The 20965-nt window shown below is 44.0% G+C and carries 21 protein-coding genes; 16 read left to right on the top strand and 5 right to left on the bottom strand.

The genetic code is table 11. The features are described 5' to 3' along the window. Positions 1-11: 11 nt before the first annotated feature. A complete protein-coding gene (locus NY78_RS20570; RefSeq protein WP_043640482.1) occupies positions 12-482 on the bottom strand; it encodes a chemotaxis protein CheW in 471 nt (156 codons plus the stop codon). Then, the gene (locus NY78_RS20565) at positions 482-2290 is read right to left on the bottom strand and encodes a methyl-accepting chemotaxis protein (protein ID WP_043640479.1); all 1809 of its coding nucleotides are present in this window, start codon (positions 2288-2290) and stop codon (positions 482-484) included. Before NY78_RS20565 ends, NY78_RS20570 begins: the two co-directional genes overlap by 1 nt. Positions 2291-2669: 379 nt before the next feature. On the opposite strand from NY78_RS20565, the gene NY78_RS24060 reads away from it, so the two are divergent. From NY78_RS24060 to NY78_RS24930, 5 genes are all read left to right on the top strand, one after another. Next, entirely contained in the window at positions 2670-3137 is a 468-nt protein-coding gene (locus tag NY78_RS24060; RefSeq protein WP_082140137.1) for a chemotaxis protein CheX, read from the top strand. Positions 3138-3377: 240 nt separating this feature from the next. After that, entirely contained in the window at positions 3378-3848 is a 471-nt protein-coding gene (locus NY78_RS20560) for a thermonuclease family protein (protein WP_156181042.1), read from the top strand. Between the two features lie 309 nt (positions 3849-4157). Then, positions 4158-4439, top strand: coding sequence for a hypothetical protein (locus tag NY78_RS24935; RefSeq protein WP_156181040.1), 282 nt, complete (start codon positions 4158-4160; stop codon positions 4437-4439). 9 nt (positions 4440-4448) lie between these two features. Then, on the top strand, positions 4449-4970 hold the full coding sequence (locus NY78_RS20555; protein ID WP_043640473.1) for a phospholipase D family nuclease: 522 nt from the start codon (positions 4449-4451) through the stop codon (positions 4968-4970). A 105-nt stretch (positions 4971-5075) separates the two neighbouring features. Then, a complete protein-coding gene (locus NY78_RS24930; protein ID WP_156181038.1) occupies positions 5076-5300 on the top strand; it encodes a hypothetical protein in 225 nt (74 codons plus the stop codon). 88 nt (positions 5301-5388) lie between these two features. On the opposite strand, the gene NY78_RS20550 is transcribed toward NY78_RS24930, so the two are convergent. Then, positions 5389-5946 carry a MucR family transcriptional regulator gene (locus tag NY78_RS20550; RefSeq protein ID WP_043640470.1) on the bottom strand — a complete coding sequence of 186 codons (558 nt, stop codon included), beginning with the start codon at positions 5944-5946 and terminating at the stop codon, positions 5389-5391. 402 nt (positions 5947-6348) lie between these two features. On the opposite strand from NY78_RS20550, the gene NY78_RS20545 reads away from it, so the two are divergent. The 3 genes from NY78_RS20545 to NY78_RS20535 all read left to right on the top strand — a co-directional run bounded on the left by NY78_RS20545 (position 6349) and on the right by NY78_RS20535 (position 7206). Next, positions 6349-6570: a hypothetical protein gene (locus tag NY78_RS20545; protein WP_043640467.1), complete on the top strand. Its 222-nt coding sequence runs from the start codon at positions 6349-6351 to the stop codon at positions 6568-6570. A 39-nt stretch (positions 6571-6609) separates the two neighbouring features. Then, the gene (locus tag NY78_RS20540; RefSeq protein ID WP_043640465.1) at positions 6610-6810 is read left to right on the top strand and encodes a hypothetical protein; all 201 of its coding nucleotides are present in this window, start codon (positions 6610-6612) and stop codon (positions 6808-6810) included. Between the two features lie 174 nt (positions 6811-6984). Further along, positions 6985-7206, top strand: coding sequence for a hypothetical protein (locus NY78_RS20535; protein ID WP_043640463.1), 222 nt, complete (start codon positions 6985-6987; stop codon positions 7204-7206). A 28-nt stretch (positions 7207-7234) separates the two neighbouring features. On the opposite strand, the gene NY78_RS20530 is transcribed toward NY78_RS20535, so the two are convergent. Beyond that, positions 7235-7558, bottom strand: a complete 324-nt coding sequence (locus tag NY78_RS20530) for a helix-turn-helix domain-containing protein (RefSeq protein WP_043640461.1) — start codon at positions 7556-7558, stop codon at positions 7235-7237. Positions 7559-7799: 241 nt separating this feature from the next. Here NY78_RS20530 and NY78_RS20525 point away from each other — a divergent pair, with 241 nt between their 5' ends. The 3 genes from NY78_RS20525 to NY78_RS20515 all read left to right on the top strand — a co-directional run bounded on the left by NY78_RS20525 (position 7800) and on the right by NY78_RS20515 (position 10057). Continuing rightward, the gene (locus NY78_RS20525; RefSeq protein WP_156181036.1) at positions 7800-8648 is read left to right on the top strand and encodes a hypothetical protein; all 849 of its coding nucleotides are present in this window, start codon (positions 7800-7802) and stop codon (positions 8646-8648) included. Between the two features lie 189 nt (positions 8649-8837). Continuing rightward, positions 8838-9527, top strand: a complete 690-nt coding sequence (locus tag NY78_RS25340; protein WP_053062292.1) for a TM2 domain-containing protein — start codon at positions 8838-8840, stop codon at positions 9525-9527. A 149-nt stretch (positions 9528-9676) separates the two neighbouring features. Further along, positions 9677-10057: a DUF6573 family protein gene (locus NY78_RS20515; RefSeq protein WP_043640457.1), complete on the top strand. Its 381-nt coding sequence runs from the start codon at positions 9677-9679 to the stop codon at positions 10055-10057. A gap of 368 nt (positions 10058-10425) precedes the next feature. On the opposite strand, the gene NY78_RS20510 is transcribed toward NY78_RS20515, so the two are convergent. Further along, complete coding sequence (locus NY78_RS20510) at positions 10426-11574, bottom strand: hypothetical protein (RefSeq protein ID WP_156181034.1); 1149 nt, start codon at positions 11572-11574, stop codon at positions 10426-10428. A 571-nt stretch (positions 11575-12145) separates the two neighbouring features. Here NY78_RS20510 and NY78_RS23310 point away from each other — a divergent pair. From NY78_RS23310 to NY78_RS24045, 5 genes are all read left to right on the top strand, one after another. Next, entirely contained in the window at positions 12146-12778 is a 633-nt protein-coding gene (locus tag NY78_RS23310) for a MucR family transcriptional regulator (RefSeq protein ID WP_053062291.1), read from the top strand. Positions 12779-13951: 1173 nt separating this feature from the next. Next, complete coding sequence (locus NY78_RS24050) at positions 13952-15532, top strand: DUF3987 domain-containing protein (RefSeq protein WP_082140135.1); 1581 nt, start codon at positions 13952-13954, stop codon at positions 15530-15532. A gap of 15 nt (positions 15533-15547) precedes the next feature. Then, a complete protein-coding gene (locus NY78_RS20500) occupies positions 15548-16486 on the top strand; it encodes a hypothetical protein (RefSeq protein WP_043640450.1) in 939 nt (312 codons plus the stop codon). After that, positions 16476-17390: a hypothetical protein gene (locus NY78_RS24920; protein WP_156181032.1), complete on the top strand. Its 915-nt coding sequence runs from the start codon at positions 16476-16478 to the stop codon at positions 17388-17390. The genes NY78_RS20500 and NY78_RS24920 overlap by 11 nt, the downstream gene beginning before the upstream one ends. Before the next feature lie 228 nt (positions 17391-17618). Beyond that, positions 17619-19451, top strand: coding sequence for a replication initiation protein (locus NY78_RS24045; protein WP_082140134.1), 1833 nt, complete (start codon positions 17619-17621; stop codon positions 19449-19451). The last annotated feature ends 1514 nt before the right edge of the window (positions 19452-20965 follow it).

Here is a 20965-nt window from a genome sequence, read left to right as displayed (position 1 = left end):
GCTTTATTTTCTTAAGATTGCCTTAATTCTTCGAGTGGGATGAGTTTGTCCAGATCAAGAAGTATCAGCAATCGGTTCTCCAGCTTCCCGACCCCTTTAATATATTCAGATTCAACGCCAGCTACTACGGGTGGTGGTGGTTCAACCGTACTGGACTGAATTCGAAGCACTTCCGACACCCCGTCTACGACAAAACCTACAATCACTTCGTGGAGATCGATGACAATGATTCTGGTTTGTCTGTCATGGGGGCGTGATTCCATCATAAAACGGCTTCGCAAATCGATGACGGGGATAACCTTTCCTCGTAGGTTGATGACCCCCTCAACATGAGGTGGGGAGTTGGGAACCTTGGTAATGGCCATGGTGCGGATGATCTCCTGGACTTTCAGGATATCTATCCCAAATTCTTCCTCACCGATGGCGAAGGTGACGAGTTGGAGAAGTTCATTTTCCTGCTTTGTGATGGCGGCTTCGTCCATTACCCTCTCCCAAGAGCCAGGGATTTCTTTCCAGAGGGAAGTGCATTTGAACCCGATCCACTATCCGTTTTCATATTTTCGATGAGAGTCTTAAGAACTTGTGATTGATGGGCCAACTCCCCGACAGCTTGGGCGGATTGTCTCATCGCCTCAGCTGTTTCCATAGAAACTCTGTTTACGTCCTCAATGCTATGGTTGATCTCTTCGCTGGCAGAGGATTGCTGCTCGGAGGCCGTAGCTATTGACCGGACTTGGTCAGTCGTGACCTCGGCGAGGGATACGATTTCACGTAAAGAATCGCCAGAATTATTCGCTAACTTCGTCACTTCCTCAATGCGTTTTCCAGAACGTTCAACGTTATCGATATTTTTCTTGGTCCCGTCCTGGATACCTCGGATGGCTGCCCCAACTTCTTTGGTGGCAGTCATGGTTTTTTCGGCCAGTTTTCTGACCTCGTCAGCTACGACGGCAAATCCCCGTCCTGCTTCACCAGCACGGGCAGCTTCAATGGCGGCATTTAGGGCGAGTAGGTTTGTCTGGTCTGCAATATCAGAAATAACGTTCAAGATTTGACCAATTCCTTCGGCTTGTTTCCCAAGGTTACCCATGTCGTTTTTCATTTCTTCTGATTGGTGTTGGACCTGCTCAATACCTTGAACAACTTGGCTAACAACCTTTGAACCTTCTTCGGCTTTGACCTTAGCTTGCTCAGCAGTTGAGGCAGCATTTGAAGCGTTCTTCGCAACCTCCATGACTGTAGCGTTCATCTCTTCCATCGCCGTAGCAGTTTCACCTATACGGTTAGTTTGTTCTTCTGTCCCTCTGCTTGACTGTTCTATCTGTGCCGAAAGTTGTTCTGAGGCAGAAGTTATTACTTCAACGACAGATTCTAATTGCTCTGCTGCCTGAAGCATTCCTTCAGCTTTAGCTCGTTCAGCTTTCTGTGTGGCAGCGTCTGCTAGAGCAGTTGCTTCGCGGGCCGCTTGTGCTTCATGAGCAGCTTCGTCCGATTTTGAATCTGCCTCAGCGATTTTGTCCTTGAGGTTCTTGACCATTTTGATGAGAACGCCGTAGACACCACCATCGCCTTTGAACGATTTAAATGTGACATTAAGATTGCCATCTGCAATTTCAGTAGCGACGCTCTGTAAATAGCCTGGGTCTTCGCCAAGTTGCTTGCTGACGCCTTTGATCAGAAGCGTTGACATTGCTGAAGCTATCAATATTGATGCAGCAAGAAGACCAATTGTAATCATTTTTCCGCTAGTATAAGCTTCTTCGGCGTCTTTAGCTGATTTTATGCCGCCTTTGTTGTTCACATCGATGAGAATAGCCAAGTATTCTAATGCGTCAAGATAGTGTCTTCTGGCGTCTCCAAGGATCAGTTTTGTCGCTTCTGCGGTTTTATTTTCCTTGGACAACATTGCGACTTTTGTATGTATTTCAAGGTAGGCATTCCATTCTTCTTGGAATTTAGGGAAATTTGAACGCTCTTCGGGCTCTGTCATCATCGGTTCGTATTCTTTAATTTTGTCTTTTATTGAATTGCCTACATCACTAATTTTTTGTTCGTATTCGCGCATGAGTGCATCATCTGTCGCTAGAATGTGAACGAGTTCGTTGCGCCTGTACTCATTTACCAATCCGTTGAGTTCGCCGACAACTTTAATGGTCGGGAGCCAGTTTGTTGAAAGTTCCTGGGTGTTAGAGTTAATTTTTGCCATTTCGTAGATTGAAAGGCTTCCTATTACTATAGAAAGGAGTGATAAAATTGTTGCTGTGACAATTAATTTCGATGAGAGCTTCATGTCTAAACTCCAGATGTTGAATGCCGTGAATGTGGCAACTTCTTCGGGTGCTCGTGAACCCTCTGTCCAAGATTCGAGGTCTTGACGTGGGTGCATACAGTACCAGCGCAATGCACAGTTATCAAGCAGTATGCAGTTTTTCCCGCTCATTCTCATAATTGTCATAACGAGCGCCCTCGACTCTGTCGGGGAAGGCCTGGGGCTTGAACGTTTCGGGAATCAGGAGCCCCCAACGCTTGAACGCATCAAAAAGCTGGGTAGTTGTTGCTCTCACTATCCCCAGAAAAAGGTTGCCGAAAACAAATAGACTCTGCAAAATGGCATGCCAAAGTCTCTACGCAGATAAAAATATAACTCGACTGTTCACAAGGATACCGACATGAATTACACTAGTGTGGAATTAGCCAAACCATTCATAAAAGCAACTCGGGACGTTCTCACCACCATGGCGCATATGAATCCTATTCCTGGAAAGCCTTACGCTAAAAGTAATGGGGCTGCGAATGGTGATGTATCCGCAGTTGTTGGCATAACAGGGGATATGTGTGGAAGCATTTCGATTTCATTTACAAAGAAGTGTGCTATTTCTATGGTAAAATCTATGCTTGGAGACGAAATATCTGACGTTATGGCCGACGCAAAGGATGCAGTTGGCGAAATAACAAATATGATATCTGGGCAAGCTCGTGCTGGACTTGCAAATATGGGCATCAAAATGCAAGGATCGACACCGACCATAATCTTTGGGGACAATCACTATATAAGTCATATATGCAAATCTACAGTAATGGCGATACCGTTTTCCACTGACAACGGCGACTTTACCGTTGAATTTTGCTTCCAGTGATACACGCATCAATTTTATCAAGCTTTTATTGCACTAAAAGTACATAGCTATCGTTATGACTTAAATACTACGCACAGGCAGGATCAATTCGACCTATTCATTGAAAAGATAATGAATTTGGTTCCCTCTGCCTCCGTTGACGGATTGATTGTCGTTGCCATGCTGCCTCGGGCTTGGCATAAACGACCGCATAGTCTTTCAGCAAATACGATTCGACACGGGGTAATGATGCACAGGGCCATGATCATGATCCGATCTTTCGCCTTCCTGCTGGTCTTTGCTCTTCTTCCTATCCCCTCTTTGGCGACAGACTCCTGGCAGGGAAAGGTCGTCAACGTCCTCGACGGCACAGCCTTGGACATCGCCAAGCCGGATGGGCAAATCGAACGGATCAAGCTCTACGCGGTCATAGCTCCTGTCCCTGGGAATCCCCTTGGAGATGACGCGCGACGACGGACAACCTCCTGGTGCTATCAGTGGGGAGACGTAGCTGAGGTCTTGCCCGTCTATCAAGAACCAACCGGCCAAGTCGTCGCACGAGTGATTGTAGGTCAGGAAGATTTAGCCGGCGTCCTGGCGAAAGCCTGCCTCGCTTCAATTAACATGAGGACCTGCAGGAAACGGGAGACGGTGGAATGCGTGTCTTGGCACGCCTGGGAGCTTCAATGCCGGGATGAGCAAAAAGGATTATGGGCAAATAAAGCTCAATGAGCTAGGGGTGATATCATGAAGAGGCTTTTCCTGACGCTTGCCTTGGTTCTGGTCCCTGCATTATCATTCGCCGCCACAGACCAAGAGATCCGGGACATGATGATCAAGGAGTCAATCAGTTCCTATCCTGGCAATTGCCCATGTCCCTACAACACCATGCGGAACGGTAGGAGTTGTGGCGGGAGAAGTGCCTACAGCCGACCGGGTGGCCGTGCTCCGCTCTGTTACCCCAAGGACGTCACCGACCCAATGGTCAAGACGTACCGTGCGCAGCACAATATTAAGTGATTTCACAAATAGGAGGACCAAATGAAAGTCTTCATACTAAGTCTTTTATGCTTTACTTTTTTGATGGGGATTTCATTTGCTGAAGGTACTCAAGATAATTATAACAAAAATTCTGATACGCATACACAGTCAGGCTATAAATCATCTCCACGGTTAGATTACCATGTCAACAAACCGGCAAAACAAGACAAAGGGTCCGGAGGAAAGCAGCCTGGAGCGTCTCCAGGGGTTGGTGGCTTTACTAGCCCAAATAGCACTAAAGATAGTACTGGCAACACTGGAAATGATAAGCGCAATTTCTAAGGTACAGCCATGAAGTACCTTGTCATCGCCCTCTCCATCATCCTACCGTGCTGGTCGCCGGTCTACGCTTACGACCTGACCCTCAAAGACACTCCTGTCAGCATTTATTTCAGCCCCAAGGGTGGCGGGCAACAGGCTGTCGTTGACGCCATCGGAAAGGCCAAGGAGTCGATTTATGTCCAGGCGTACTCATTTACTTCAGCCCCTATCGCAAAAGCACTCATCGATGCATCCCAACGCGGGGTAAAGGTCGAGGCTATCTTAGACAAGAGCCAACGAAAAGCGACCTACACCGGGGCGACGTTTCTCAAGAATGAAGGCATCCCAGTCTTGATTGACGACAAGCACGCCATCGCGCACAACAAGGTGATGATCATTGACGGTGCGACTGTGATCACTGGGTCGTTTAACTTCACCAAGGCAGCCGAAGAAAAGAACGCTGAGAACCTACTGATCATTCGAGATATGAGTCTGGCAAAAATATACCTGTCTAACTGGAAGCAACATCAAGACCATTCTGCTGAGTTTTGAACAAGACGAGATTCCTTCCTTCGATGCACTAAATGGGTGTAAAGTTGATTGCTGGCTATTGTTTAACTTCCCGAATTCCAACTTTATGTTGCGGAGGTGTCATCCATGGCTTCTGTTTATGTTGAGAATGGTGTCGTTTGCATCAAGCATACTCCAGATAATTCTCCTTATCCGATCGAGGTTGATCGTTGCAATACCTATCCTAAGATCGTTAAGTGGGTTGCTGCATTGTCAGAAAAACCATGGTGTTCATGTGAGGTCATCAATGACTTCATAGAAACGGCTTGCAAAGAAAACAATTTGGACTACCATACAGATGGAGCGGCGTAGTCGCAAATAACAGCCAGCAAAGAAATAAAAAAAGCCCACGCCGACCACTTTAACATGGACGACGTGGGCTTCTTGTTTTGAATCTAAGCTATTTATTATTGGCTTTGGTCTCTTTGGCTTCGTCAACAGCCTTCAGCAACTCAAGAATGCCAACATTCTTTTCCTTGGCGGCAGCAGCAAGAGATTTCATGTCGTCAAAACCATTGTTCAAAACAAACTGAGTGACATCCCCGCGCTTAATTCCAAATTCCTTCATGATCATCTGCATTTGCTTAAGGGGATTGTCTTCGCCAGTCAGCGTCTTTCTGGCAATCTTGATAGACATGTCTTTCTTCGCGACACCATGTTTTTTCATGTACTCTTCGCGAGTAAGATCATGTGTCTTAAGATGCTTGGATCCTAAAACCTTAAACTCTTCTCCGCACTCAGCGCATCTGACCCCTTTCTTGGTCTTCACATGCTGAGGAGCTTCAATCTGCTTCATCGGCTCAGGCTCTATATCAATCACAGGTCCGCAGCTCAGAGAAATTAGCTTATCGTAAATGCTCTTTGTGACTCCTTCGAGTTCGCTGAAATGGACCTTTCCATGTCGAAGCTGGTCTTTCGCCAAGTTCAAAGCTTCTGCCCAAATTTCTTTATCGACCATGATTAGCTCCTTAGTGTCTGGATGAATAAATTGGCAGATAGCTTTCTGATATTGTCTTGTCAAATGAAAAGAGATTTATGTTAATCAGGTTTAGCTGTTAATTGATCATCTACTCCTGCCTCCGCAGGGGTGGCTCGTTGCCCCTTGCCCCTCGTGTCCCCGGACACCCCCCTTGAATTCGCGTCCTACGGCCCCGTCCTGGGGGCTTCCCTTGCCCAACCCTCCCCTTAGTCCCCGCCATGGGCAAAACCCAGGAGAATCCCGCTCCGGCCCAATGTCCGATTCAGCCGGCGGCGCTGCCAATTGCCCCGGCCTCCCCCGTCAGCTGCCCAGCCCCGTGACCGGCTCCATGGCCCAGGCTATCCTTCCCTGGTCACCGATCTCCTGGACCACGAGGTGAGCATGCCGAGCGAAGCAGAATCCAACGACAAGACGCACGAACTGATCGAAGAGATCATTCAGCGGTTTCAGCCTATTGAACACCTTTTTGACGTGATGGGCGCGGCCGACTCAGGAGTACAAGGAGTGTTTGTGCGGAGGTGGGCAGAAATAGGTATGCAACTTGCCACAAGTTTTCGGGAACGCCTCGATCAAATGGTTGTTACATCTAATAGGAACATCTGAAATCACGATTTATTTAACCGCTTCATGGAGGTTAAAGACATGTGGCTTTTCGAATTGTTAGCTGGAATTGTCTTTGGTACTGTAGTTGGTGGAGTCCTCAAGATGATCACCAGTGGTGGTGGTGGTGTGATCGTTGGTCGGGAAAATGTTCGAAACGCAATTAAAAAAGAAGAAAGGAACCTCCATGGACGGTTCGATAATTTGAAGGTCACCGAGAACGACCCGAAGTTTTACGAGTAGCCGCGAACTTGCCATACAGGGAGGATACCCAAATGGACCAGGATTGGAATGTCATCTTCAGCTACACGCGGGGTAGCTCCAAGACTCTTCCTTCTCCCCAGCACCCCTGACCGGCTCCATGGCTCGGGCTATCCTCCCTCCTTGGACCAATTATCTCCGGATTACGAGGTGAGCATGACAACAGAAGCAGAAGCCAACGAGAAGACGCGCCGGACGATTGAAGAGATCATTCAGGAGTTTCAGCCCATTGAACACCTTTTTGACGTGATGGGCGCGGCAGACTCAGGAGTACAGGGAGTCTTTGTGCGGAAGTGGGCAGAAATAGGAATGAGCTTGGCAACGGCCTACAGGGAATACCTTGATCAGATCGTTGCCGCTTCAAAAGGCCGTAACTGAATGTGTTTCGAAAGACGAGGAAATAATACTATTCGGATAGCGCAACTAGTATTTTAAGTATTTTCGATTTGTCACTTGGGGATGCTGACTGAATAATACCTATCGCGAGTTCTTCTGTTGCTTCGGTCGTAAGCACATCAATTTCCAGGTCGAACAACTTCATCAAGGATACATCCAGTGCCACTGACAAGTTGTGGAGGCTTTCCAGGGTGGGATTGCCCCTTCCCCTCTCGATTTCCCCAAGGTGCTTCAAGGATAAGTTTGCCATTTCAGCTAATTGGAGTTGAGTCAACTCGGCCTTCTTCCTAAGAGCCTGAATTCTTTTCCCTAATATTTCGTGTATGTTAGGCATCGCTCCCCCCGAATACCAATACGTAACAGGCGGCAGGGGGCGAACCAGATGATGCGCCTTTTTTTCTTGAAAACAGGTACTATATGACCTATTTCAAATGTGGGCCATTGGTCTGCGGCGGCGGCCCCTGTCGGAAGTGGGTGAGCCTGGGGGCATTGAGGCGCTACTAAAATCCTTCACAGTATTGCTGAGATTAACAATTCATCTCCATGGGGTGAATAAAACGATCAGGAGGTCTATGGTGAAGAGCCTTCTCATGTTTTTCAAAGATGAGTTTATAAAATTAGTTGAATTAGCAAAAAGTGACTTACCTCTCAAGGAAAAGCTAATATCCATAGCAAAGAACAAGATTTCAATTAGCATTTTAGCGGCAATTATAGTAATATTGCTCATTCCCAGCAACAAATCAAACAGCAAAATTCATAAAATTTACGCAGAAAAACTCAATCAGGCAAATTCTGAATGTTCTTCTCTGAAAAACAGCGTCGAAAGCACTGAGACCACAATCTCAGACATAACAAAAAAAATAAAAGACTTCGACAACTCGTACAAAGGCTCTGGCGTCACACGTTCAAAAGTTGAGGATGGGCTTGATCAAGAAAAAGAATTACTATTTAAACAAAGACATAAATATGAGGAGTGTCAAAACAATTTAAAACTCGCAAAGCGACATTTAGAAGTTGTTGACGGGAAAGAAAGTGTCGATACTTTTGACGACTATTACGTTTACACTGGAGCTTCAGACAATGAGGTCTATAAAAAGCAACCTCCTGTCGACGGGCCTAGCAGCAATGATCAATATTTTATGTGGACTGGAACTCTCGTCAAAAAGGACGGCAATACGTATTTGGTTTGGGACGTCACCAAAGACTTCGTTGCACAGATTTGGAATGATAATGTGCACGGTTTAGAAGTTGATCCATATGTAAAGTCTGGGTTCGCTTTCAAAAGTATAAAAAAGAAATTTTCCGAGCTAAAGCAAGGGCAAAGAGTAAAAGTCGTTGGCAGATATTCTTCTAACTATGAAGTCACTCTTGTCTCGGGCCAAAGCGTTATTATACCCGTATTGGAAGATTGTTATGTAGAATAACATGTCGACTCCGTAGCACTTGGTGCTTTCTCGTGTGAGTCTTCATCCTCTGCGCAGAATTGGTGGTAATGCGGTCATAAACATGTTTCTGTTTGGAGCGTAAACTTAAGGAAAGCGCGGTAAATTTATTGCGGATTCATTTCTTAAGTTCAATCACAAACAGAAAACAACAAAAAAAGGTAATAAATCATGCTAGACACCAAGACTATTTCCTTTGACGTTTCGCGTGACATCAATCAAGTCAGAGATGTCATTAGATATTCCATCCCCAAGATAAAGGGGAGATTGGTTTCCGTCGATAACGAAACATATAAATTCACGTTTGGAAACAGTATTCTTTTTAGAATTCTTGGATCATTTGGATCTACCAATAGCATCATACCTCTTGAAGTAACCATTGCAACTGTGCAAGCAGAAGAAAAGGTAAGGGTAACAATAGAAATTAACGAAAAATTTGGGTACTGGGCTGGGAAGAAGTGGTTAGAAAATATATACAATAGCGCAACGGAAGAATTGTCATTGATACTGAAGTCAATAATATCTGGAGAAGTTGAAGCTTACCAGGACCTGTCTCTGGTTGAATTGAACTACATCAAGAAGATGACAGACAATCAAAAGGCGTTGTATTACTCAGAAATGAGTAAAAAAAGGAAAAACGGGGAAACAGGAGTGTTCCTCTCTTGTCTTCTTGGGGCTTTTGGCGCGCATAGATTTTATTTGAAAAGCAACGTACTTGGCGTTGTCTACGTATTGTTTTGCTGGACATGGATACCGTCGATACTTGGAGTTATTGAATCGCTTTTCATGCTTAAACGTGTTGACGCATACAACGAACAATGCGCGCAGGATGTTGCTATAAAGATTAAAGCGCTTGCTTGATCTAGAGGTTATCCTTGAAACGCTCTAGTTGGCGACCAACACATTTTGGTTGTTGTCTAAAAATTTAACAAGCTCATTCGTGACCTCCCCGGCCCCGTCAGGGTATCCTCCCGGGAATTATTCAATATTCCCAAAGGGAGGATACCCAGATGGACCAGGACTGGAATGTCATCTTCAGCTACACGCGTAAGCAAGCCATTGAGGACGGGGTCTTGATCGACGTCACCGAGCAAGCAAATCAACTTGGCTTCAAGGTGAATACTGTCGTCACTGACCATCTCTATGGTGATTACCTGACACCGCCGGCTGGCCTGGAAGGTGAAGGTCAATCCGTCGAGGGACGGCTTCATGATCTTCTCTTCAAAACACTTATCGCCGCTAAGACCTTTGGTGCCAGGGATCGCATCAATTTTGACGTGCTGTTCCTGATGGCGCCGGGCAAGTGGGCCACCGTGAAGATCCTGGCCGTGATGGGTCCAGGTGATCACGGCGAGCCAGTCTTGACCATCATGCTGCCCGAAGACGACTAATCGAAAGAAGTTGCTGACTTGCTGGGTTTGGAGCGACACGCACTTATTCTATACGAAATCACGATGAAATAGCTGCGTGGCAATTCAAGACCATAATGCGCATTTAGCAGGGTGTTTTGAGTAGCAACCAGCAAAATGAAGCAAGGCTGTGATTTTGACTGCGAAATATCGGGGCTGGTGGTAAATAGAAAAGTCAAACCTCGGATTTTAGAGCTCTCTCTTCTGAAAATACGGGGTTGAGTGGGAAACAGGGGAACTACTTGGCATGCCAAGCGGCAGAAATTTGTCCTGATGTCGCAAATCGCGAATCGTAAACAACGTCAAGCTGCAAGCATTAAAACAGCACGCTTAATATAAAGAATAGACTCTTATTTCCCTTTTTTCATTCCACGGACCCGACCGTACTTTTTGCCAACCACGGCTAACTTTTCTAAAAGCGGTTTTCTGCGGACATTATTGATGTCTTCGTATTTATTTAGAAGGTAATCAGCCATCACATTATGCATCCTTTTGTCGCCATTTTCCCATAAATCTTCAGCTTCCTTTACAAGTTTGTCATAGTTTGAATTTTTAGGTCCGTGCTTTTTTTTCGCCCCATGGCTTGGGCCAAGTGACGACATGAAATCCAAAGAGGCTTCCGAGTAAAAATCTTTTTCACGATCAATCCTGCCCAATGCGTAAGTACACCGCACGAGGGCAATAAGTAACAAGTCTGAAGCCCTTTTGGTGTATATTTTTGCCGGCTCAGGCAACCTGTTTAACAGGTCTACCGCTGCACAAAAAAGTCCTGAGTAATGCCTGAGGGGGTCGACAATATCTGGTTTAGATTTGTATTTATTAATTAGTGAACACATCACTTGCTTCATCCCCAAGTCCCCGATGTACGAATAGCAAATTTTTATTTTAGCATACTCTGTGTTTGTGTATAACTGTTCAAAATGTTTGCACATTGAATCAAAGTCTTTTGGGAAGAATTTAAAAAGATATTTTAAAATAAATTGCCATGTTTTATTTTGGTCTAAGCTAAGATCTAGAATATTGTCAGGCGCAACTAGGCGATGCAAGGTCTGCGTCAAGTGTTCGTCAGGAACCTCGTCTTGCAAAAATGAATTCTGGATACCGACAAACAATTTAGCAACATTGCATTCGTCAACATGTATATCAAAAGACATAGAACTTAATTCTTCTTCAATAAGTATTTTGGTGTCATCGAACACAGGCGATTCAAGGCAGTTTTTGATATATCTTGAAAATAATTTTAACAAAACATTCTCATAACCAGTATAGTAATTTTTGATAGGCCACGAATCAGAGTCTTCATCAATGCCGCCCATAAAAGCACAACAGTCTGAAGCAGCAATTTCTTTTAGAACAGCATCCTCATGAAAATTAAAATCAGGTTGTATTGCTGTTATTGAATCCTTGTTACTGAAACAAACAATCATGTCAATAAGGCCAAAAATATCTACTTTTTCTTCGCAAAGTTTAAAATGAAAAGGAAAAGAATTGTATCTCATGGCATAACTCCAAAAGTATATAGGCAGAATCTCACAATTCAAGTGCGTGTCTGTCCTTCTTGGTATCTCTCTACGCCTTCAACCTCCCCCTGGCTGTTGGGGGTAGGTCGCAGATCATCACGCCCCAAATAAATTTAAAAAAATTCCCTTCTACCCCCACCTTAAGACTTTTCCCCCAGTAGGAAAAAAAACACCTCCCGGCATAGAAGGCAATTACCAGGTGCATCCACCCCGCCCTAGTGGGAAAATGAACGGCACTGCCCCTTTGAAAAGACCCAAATCCCGCTTCGAATATCCAGGGATAAATCACCTCTGGAGCAAGGGCAACCTCGGGACACAGGGAGCAAAAGGGCCAGGAACGCTGATCAGCAAAAAAGTGGGCAGGTGGACCTGAGGTGGTTCCAGGCATGGCGAAGTGATGACCTTTTATGACACAGACTAATGTCATCGCTGCGCCAACTGATAAGATCACTCCAAACAGGAGATGGCGACGAAAATCGAGTAAACATATCAGTCCACCCATTCGGCCGGGCTATTGAACAAATAACACTTTAGCAAAGGACTAAAGAAAATGTCTGAAGTAGAAATCCTCCGCGTCATCATGGAAACTAATCCTGGTCTTTCTATCGATGACGTCCTTAATCTTACGGACAAGACCATCAAGAGCCTTTCCAGGACGAAGGCTGAAATCGCAAAAGGCAATAACGGTTCTGGCGACGGCGGAACTGATACCACGGCGAACAAGCAATCGGGCCACGGTTACACTAAGGCAGATCTCAAGGAGAACCCGATGTCCGCTCTTAAAGGTGAAAAGGCTACGTGCTGCCTTTGTGGAAAAAATTTCGACGTCATTTCGAAGACGCATCTCTTGATGTGTCACAAGATTAAGCCTGAAGAGTACCGTGAGTTGTGTGGGTATGCCCCGGACACGAAACTCATGACGGATGTGCAGCTTAAAAAGAAACAGGCCATCTTAGAAAAAGCCAAGCCTTGGGAAAAAACTGATCGCTGGCAGGGCAAGCAAGCCAGGGAATCAGTCACGAAGGAAGCTGCTGACAAGGTTGTGGATGAAATTGTTTCCGACGACAAGTCCATTCCCAAGGAAACCGCGAAGGCCCCGAAATCGGACACCAAGCCTCAAGCCAACGCTTCGGGAAAGCCTGAAAAGAAGGACGACAAAGGAGATCACGCGCCGAAATCGTAGCACGTAAGCCCTCGTAAACTGTGAGCCTGGGCCTGGGATGGCTTTACCGTCCCAGGCCTTTTTGTTTTCGGGGATGCTGCCACGGTGCGAGGGCAACGCCGTCGCCGGTTTCATGTTTGTCCCGATTTGGGCAGGATGCACTTATGCCGTTCGCCGACTTGCGACCTACAGGGCTGTAAGGTACTTCTCGGATTAGGATTTGAGGGGACTGGGTTGCGGCCTCGTGCCTGGGCCGCGGACAATGCGAGCGTGGCTGCGTCCAGGGCCGCGATCCTGCGGTTCTCGGAGTCAGGTCGGCCCTATGACGTCATGCGCGAGCGACGGGACGAAATGGGCCGTTTTGGGGGGCGCGGTGGCGATGCCCTGGCCGGTTGCAAAGGTCGCTCTGGCGTTAATAGCATGCAAATTCAGTATGTTGAAGTTTTTGAAAAAATTTGAAAAGCAAAATACAGGCGTAACATTCTGAATTTATGCAATTTTTATCAGAGGTTGCCGAATTTGAAATTTTGACTGCCCGCCTTGCCGGTCCTGAGCGAAAATGAGTCGGAAAGTGAGTGCTAGCGAGACGCGACACAATGCGCAGAGGCCTGCGGGTTGTGTACCTGGGATCTTTTCTGGGCAGTTGGGTTGGCCACAGAGAGCCCGCCGTCCAGGTGTCGGGGGTTCACCGACTCGCCAGGGCATTCACGGCCCGGCATACTGGTGCGCCAACTGGGCATAGCGAGTCTTGGGATAACCAGCGCGACACAATGCGCACAGGCCTGCGGGTAGCGTATTTGGGATCATTTCTGGGCATTCGGCTTGGGCACCGAGCGGCCACGGCCCAGGTGTCCGAGATTCGCGTCGCGCCAGGGCGTTCACAGTCCGGCCTATAGGCAAGCCGGCAGGCTGGGCATAGCGAGGCTTGGATGACCGGCGCTGCATAATGCGCAAAAGGCTGCGGGTTTTGTGTCGGGACTCATTCCGGGCAGTTGGACCTGTCCCAGCGAAGCCGCCGCCCCCCTGGATCGGGGACGCGGTGTGAGGCGCTACATAACGCGCAGACGGCTGCGCACTAGGTCGCCGGGATCATTTCTTCGAGGCTTCCGGGCTGGAAAGCGTCAACTGATCGAGTCAAGGCCGAAAGTAAAGAGATCAATAGAGCATGTCGGTAGAAGTTAAAGGAGTTCAAGGATGACTGCAAACGCGATAAAGACACCTGCTGAACATGCAGAAGATGTTAAAAAAGAATTGGTTCCTAAAGATATTGAATTAGATATTGAGAACTTCCCGCCGGTAATAAAAAGTTATATTGAAGCCTTGACAGAAGAATCTGGCTGTCAAGTTGTTTCGGCTACAATAAATACTTTAAGCTTGATGTCATCTGTTTTACAGAAATCGCTACACATCCCTAAGATTGCTTCGAATGGCAAAAAAGAAGGGTATTTTCAGGAATTGTATCCAAATCTTTGGATTGTTGAGGTCAATAAGTCTGGCAATTTTAAAACTACAACACAAAATAATGCCCATGAAGTCGCATACAAAATAGAAAGCATAACAAGTGATGCGGCCGTGCAACTCAATAAGCTTGCTAGCATAATAATTAAAAAGTACAAGGCCGGAAATTTATTCAACAGACAAGAGCTGAATGAACTGTGTTTAGCAAAGCTTCCTGGAAATTTATCGGATTACGCTGAACTCCTTTCTATTCGCGCCGAAAAAAAGCTTGATGATGATTTCAAGAAGGCTATTGATTCTGTCGGGACTCTGGCCTTGAATGAAATTAACAGCCAAGGTCTAAGTCTCGATGACTGTTTTTACAAAATACCAGTGCATTTGATTGATAGAAGCATTTTTATCCCTGCAAGGATTACGCTTGAAGCCTTACTCGATTATATAGCGTTTAAAGGCGGTGGATTGATATTAAGTTCAGAATTCAGTACATGGTTGGCCTTTGTTGCTGGAGGAGGACGAGGGCTTCAGGCAAGGGCAACTCTTACTGATTTATACGATGTGCCAAAGCGGTATGCTTATTCCACCAAAACGGATGGGACGACAGCTCTTGAAAAGCCATTTTTGTCGATGTGCGGAGCGATGACGTATAGTTCATTTAAAGAGCTTGCAACATCGGAAAGTATTCAGTCTGGATTCCTGGCTAGATTCCTTTTGTTTACGCCACCTCCTGTGGAGACTTCTATTCCAGCCTGGCCAACGGCAAAAGATGGTAAAAGAATATATGACGCAAAAAAAGAAATGTTCAACTTGTTGATGACTGCGCCAGTCGAGAAAGAATATTTACTTTCAGAAGATGCGAAGGAATATTACGAAGGCATACATGGAGAACTTGAAGAGTATGTAAAGAAGTTTTCAATTGACAAAAGCGATTTAATCGAACCATTCTTTAGAAGATGGTCGCCCTATATACTTAAGATAGCCATGCTTATGCAATATTCTGAAGATCCTGCATCGACAGAAATAAACGACAAATCGATTTATAATGCACTTCAGGTAGTAGCTTGCGCGTTTATGTCTACGAAGTGGCTAATTCATGAACATATATCAGGAACAAGCTTTGACGATCAAGTAAAGGTTGTTTTAGAATATCTTGCCAACAACAAAGGCGAGCGCACATGGGGCGAATTGATTGCAAGCCATAAAATCAAAGGCGGAGCAAAGAAATACGGAGCTGTTCTTCGACACCTAAAAAATGAAGGGCGAATATCGATCTCCGTTGTGAAGGGGAAAAAAGTAAATTCTGTGATAAAGTTAATTTAAAAAAGGAGGCGAGGAATGGTTTCTCCAATCCGTCTTGATCTGTCATATATTGATTCCCAGGATGAAAAGAAAAAGAACGATATCAATGCAATCAAGTTGATTGAAATTGATATAAACAATGCTAACGACATGTTTAAAGAGGCCGAACTGATTAACGAGGCATGCGCCCACTTTAATGTCATAAGTGCTAATGACACCGAGGCGCGCACTTATAGCTGGTCAAGAATAGGATGTATGATTTCGTATATTCGTGAAAAACACAAAGACGATTGTAGTAAAAACAAAGATGTCCCGTGCTGGGCAAACTTCAGCGCAAAATATTTTGAGCTAAAGATTGGAAAGAGACGCGTTGAACAGTGTCAACTCCTCTATCACTACGAAATAGAAGTGAGCAATATAACAAAAATATATTATCTAGGGATAGATCGTGTCGTATACTTGCTAAATGCATTGTACAGCACAAACAATCCGGGGCAAATGAAAAAATTGCTAGAACAATTTGACATTGATTTAAAAAGAAAAGACAGGTCAAGCCAAGAGTTGGCAGCGCTAGGAAAGAAAATAGATGATCTAACAAAATATTTAAATACCAAAAACTCAGTAGGCGAAGTTTCATATGACCAAGACTTGATGTTTCGAGCAATAAAAGTCGGGTGCATCTTTGACTGCAGCGACTATGAATACATACAAAACCTTGGGTCGCAAGATGCAATAAATAAATATCTTGTAAGGTGCATTGCCAACAAAAGTTCAGCGCGTGGGGATATCACGTCGCATAGAAGTAACGAGTCGATGATTTGCATTCTGTCTAAAGTCATTGAGTCTGTTTACTTCTATAATGACAAGAGCGTGAAGATCCCTTCTTACTTGAGCGTTGAAATGGTTGTAGAAGCAATTGATAAGCTCGAATATTTGAAAAATCAAATCACAAACGGTGCCAACAATGGGAATTAATGTTTATTTGTCGTCGTTCGATCTTGATGTTCTCCTTGAGTACAGGACACTCAAGCCAGACGCAGAAATTAATGTCCTATTGTCTTACGGGACAGTGAACAACAATTATTACGACATGATAGTTACTCACAGAGAAAAAATCGATAGTTTAATACTTGATAGTGGCGCGTTTACTTATAACTTTGCAAATGAGTTCGCTCGTCAAAAAATTGACCTTGACGGGTTTAGGTACTATTGCAAAACATTTAACGATTGCTTCGATTTTATATTTAATTTTGATGTCAATTTTACAGATAGTGGTTATGCCGAAAACTGCATGAACCAAAAGATACTTGAAGAAATGGGTATAGACAATGTTGTTCCGGTTGTTCATGATTATTTAGGGGAAAACACGGATGAAGTTGGTGAATTCATAAAACAATATGAAATAATATCGCTTGGGAGTTCAAAATACAGAACCGACAAAAAAGTTGTATCAGAAATTGTAAAAAGAATTAAAGACGCCGGTAGGAAAGTGCATCTTCTTGGAGTGAGCGCATATAATAGCATAAAAGATGTTCCACTTGACTACAATGATAGTAGCAACTGGGCGCAAGCTCAAAAGTTTGGGTATATTTACTTTTGGAATCAACCATATAATCCTGAAAAGCCAGATATAATGCTCCGTTTCCGTGACAACGAAATCGACAACACGAAAAATCAATTGATGTATTTCGAAGATTATGATCACCGCGATGAAGTTGAAAAATATATCAAAGATGAACTTGGCATTACTTACCGCGATCTGTATGGACATAATTCTACATTCTGCAGGCAGCTGGTAAATACTCACTATTTTGTCAAGCTACAAGATCGTGTGCGCGAAGCCCACATTGCCAATGGATTTGACACACTTTACCCGTAGAAAGTACAAACAGCTATCAAGCTGGCTCAATAGGTCATAGCGGCTGTTGGTATTTACACACGGGCGTTGAATTGAAAGAGTTACATGCTGATTTTTTGTAGAATATCTACGGCAGAAAACCGCGTTGTGGCTGTCAAATTTGAAAATTATATTTTATTTTTGAAAAAACAAGTCATTTTGAAATGGTAGAATGATTATCTCTAAGTCGTAGTCAGTAGAGGTGTTGGTATGTCTTTTCAGGATGAAGAAAATTTGGCGATTCCAGTTCGGCAGCTTCCGAATGAGCTTGTCGAAAAAATAAACAGTCTGACTGAATTTAATGAACTAGATAGAATTGATGTTTTTGAAGAACTGTCGAAAATATTCTCATTGATACCAGTTAGGGCTTTGCCAGAACAAAAAAAGAAAGAAAAAGCCCCTATTAAAATGGGCTGGACGAAGGCCTGTATTGAAAAGGATGAATTCAACGCCTTAGATTACATAAGAAACAATGCGGGTGTCGCTTGTGGGCCTGCCAGTGGCGTCATTGTCCTTGACATTGATCATGTTGAATATTTTGAAGAATATCTTTCTGAAAACAATATTTCAGATGATTTCAAGAATACTTTGACCATTGAGACGGGGAGCAGCAAGAATCACTATTATTATCAATATCCGACAGATGGATTTGTTTATCGGAAGGGTCAAGAGAAAAAAGAAGTTGAAATCATCCCTGGTCAATCCATGAGTGTCGTTGTCTTTGATGTACAAGGATTAGGATTCCAGGTCGTAGCTCCAGGCTCAATACATCCTGTGACATTTAAATTCTATACGATAAAAAACAATCTTCCGATCAGTCCTGCCCCAGAATGGGTTCTGAATTTATGCCGGAAAGAGCCAATTCAAGACAATACACCCCTGCCACTCGAAGAAGATTTAGCAGGAACAGAAATTAAGTACTGTTATTCCGCGCAAGATATTCCAGAGTTTGAAGAAGATGAGGATGAGTATTCTGACTCTTCGCCGCAAAAAAGATTTAAAATGCACTTCGATAATAGTATTTTATGGGGGTATGACAAACAGTGTGACAAATTATCGCATCCAGCTATGGCCTTCAGGGAAGGCGTCTACCTTGCTTTGCCAAGATCACGGCGATCTTATCTTTGCTTCGATCTAGACTATGAGGATTCCGCGAGCGCATGGTGTACCGTTGGCCTCCCAGAACCAACGATACTGATCGTCAATCCACAGAATGGACACTCTCATATTTTATATGAATTGAAAGACCCTGTGTACTGGCCTTGCGGTAGCAACGACAATAAGATTCGCAGAAGACCTATTGAATACTACAATGCGATCAGATACGCATACACTGAGAAGTTAAAGGCGGATAAGGACTTCACACATGTCGTCATCAAAAATCCTTTCTCTAGAGTCTGGGACACTTCTTGGCATGACAACGTCTACACGTTGAAAGATTTAGCTAGCATTGTAACACTGCCGACTAAAAAACAGTATTTTGAAAATTTGAAGGATCGTATATTCGAAGGAAGGAATCCAGAGCTATTTCATATTGCAAGAATGTGGTCTAATGCCAACATCAGGAAGCAGATTGATGAACCAAGTCATTTTAATTCGCTATTGCTCTATTTGGACAATTATAATTCTACGAAGATTGTGGAGCACTGGCCTGATAGAGGTCCTCTCGACAATGACGAAGTTAAAGAACGTGCCAAGTATGTTACTGAATGGTTTTGGAAACACAAAGACGATCCTCGTTATAATAGAAACATGAAAAACTATGGCGTCATGGGATTAGCCCCAATAGACCCTTCGCTAAGCGAAGAAGAGAGAGAAAGGGTAGTTAAAGAGCGTAAAATGCTGGGGACTGGCCATACGCATACTGAAAAAGCAAAAAATACTGATAATATCTTACGAAGGACAATCGACAAATTGTTGGCGTCTGGCAAAAGATTGAGCGATAGAAATATTTCCAAGAATAGCGGTAAAAGTATTAATACTATTAGGTCGAGACGAGATTTTATTAATAGTTATATCGATAGCAAAAAATCTCAGTCGTAGTCTAACAACATACGAATTGTGTTATGAATGTATATTTAGATTTATAAAATACGATCATGTTCTTTAAGTATTAGAATTAGATAATATTATTAAAATTATTCTAATCATTTTATAATAGGTAAATATAATATATATTTTTAAAATAATAATTTTTTCTTGAGAAAAACTGATATACCAAACTGCTACCGGTTCATTGAAATTTGATTCTACAACGAATAAGGATGGCGTCTTTATGGACTACCTCCAAGTTTCAAAACATGAAAAGTGATAGCCCCTTATCTTGAGTGCTTCGTATAAAAGTTATACATATTTATTGATTGATTCACAGCCATAGGGTGTCATTCTAAGACAAGTTCGGCAACATTCTCTTTCTACAGACAGAAATAAAAGACTATATTATTGGATATAATAGACGATCTGGACGATTTTAAGAAATAACCAGCAATCAAGTCTTGATAAAAACATTATGCGCAAGCTGAATTGATTTTTACCGTATTCAAATAATTTAACAAATATTAAGCGTAGTTAAAGTGTCATGGGTGCCTTGCATTAAGTTGTCGGTCAAGTGTTGCTGAAAGTGCAAACGAGAGATTCAACCTAAGAATCTTTCGCGGTCAAGAAATAAAAATGACTCAAGGTTCAAAATTACCTGTCGGCTCCATCGAACAGGAATTCTTGAGAGTTATCTAAGCAATATGAAGCGATTCAGTTGTGAAAGGGATTGAGACCGAAAGACTGGCCCGTATTCATGATTTTCATGAAGAAACCACGGTGGCGCATATGATGAACGAAGTTCATGACAAACTGAAGTTTACTGATTACATTCAGTTCTGAAGATATAGATAGGTATAATGCCTTCTGGTCATATGTGTGATTAGGTTCGGGACGGTTTTGAAAGACCTGACTTGAGACCAAGGGAAGTCCTCTTTAAATGCCTTATGGCAAAAGCGTTGGAGTCGCTAGTTTTTAAGGAGGATGGCTGCGTATCTGTAAGGGATACGGCAAGAGATGTAGTATTTGTAAATTATTTGATGGTTAAAAGGAAATTTACGCGACCGCGATTGTTCAAGGCATGACTGTTAGTGAAAACTTAAAATCATGGTCGACTAAGTAATTCAATAAGAGCAAAAACATCTCTTGCTATAGCCGAATACGGGCAAACCGTCTGTTCGGTTGTGAAGGGCGCTTGATCCGGCGACGAATCATTCGATCCTGAAACTGCTGTCTTCCCTGGTGCATCATGAACACCAGGGCGGCGGCAGGACTACGTAAATCTATTCAGAGGACCTCGCCTTCGGGCCGGGTCCTTTTTTTCGTTTCAGAAAATGATCGGGAAGAGCTCTCCACTCATGCCTGGGAAATTACCCGCCCGGCAGACCCCAAAACCGACCCTCTATACTCCCCGTCCTGGGCCGTTTGGGGATTGACCCATGACTTACCCTCCCCCGTGACCGAAAACCCCGGAAAATTGATCCTGGGGCCAATTCACGTTTTGGCCCCGGGGAGAGCAAGTG

Origin of the sequence: Desulfovibrio sp. TomC (assembly GCF_000801335.2) — a bacterium.
Classification (GTDB): Bacteria; Desulfobacterota; Desulfovibrionia; order Desulfovibrionales; family Desulfovibrionaceae; genus Solidesulfovibrio.
Note: the sequence above shows the minus strand (reverse complement) of the source record. Positions and strands in the feature narration are given on the sequence as shown.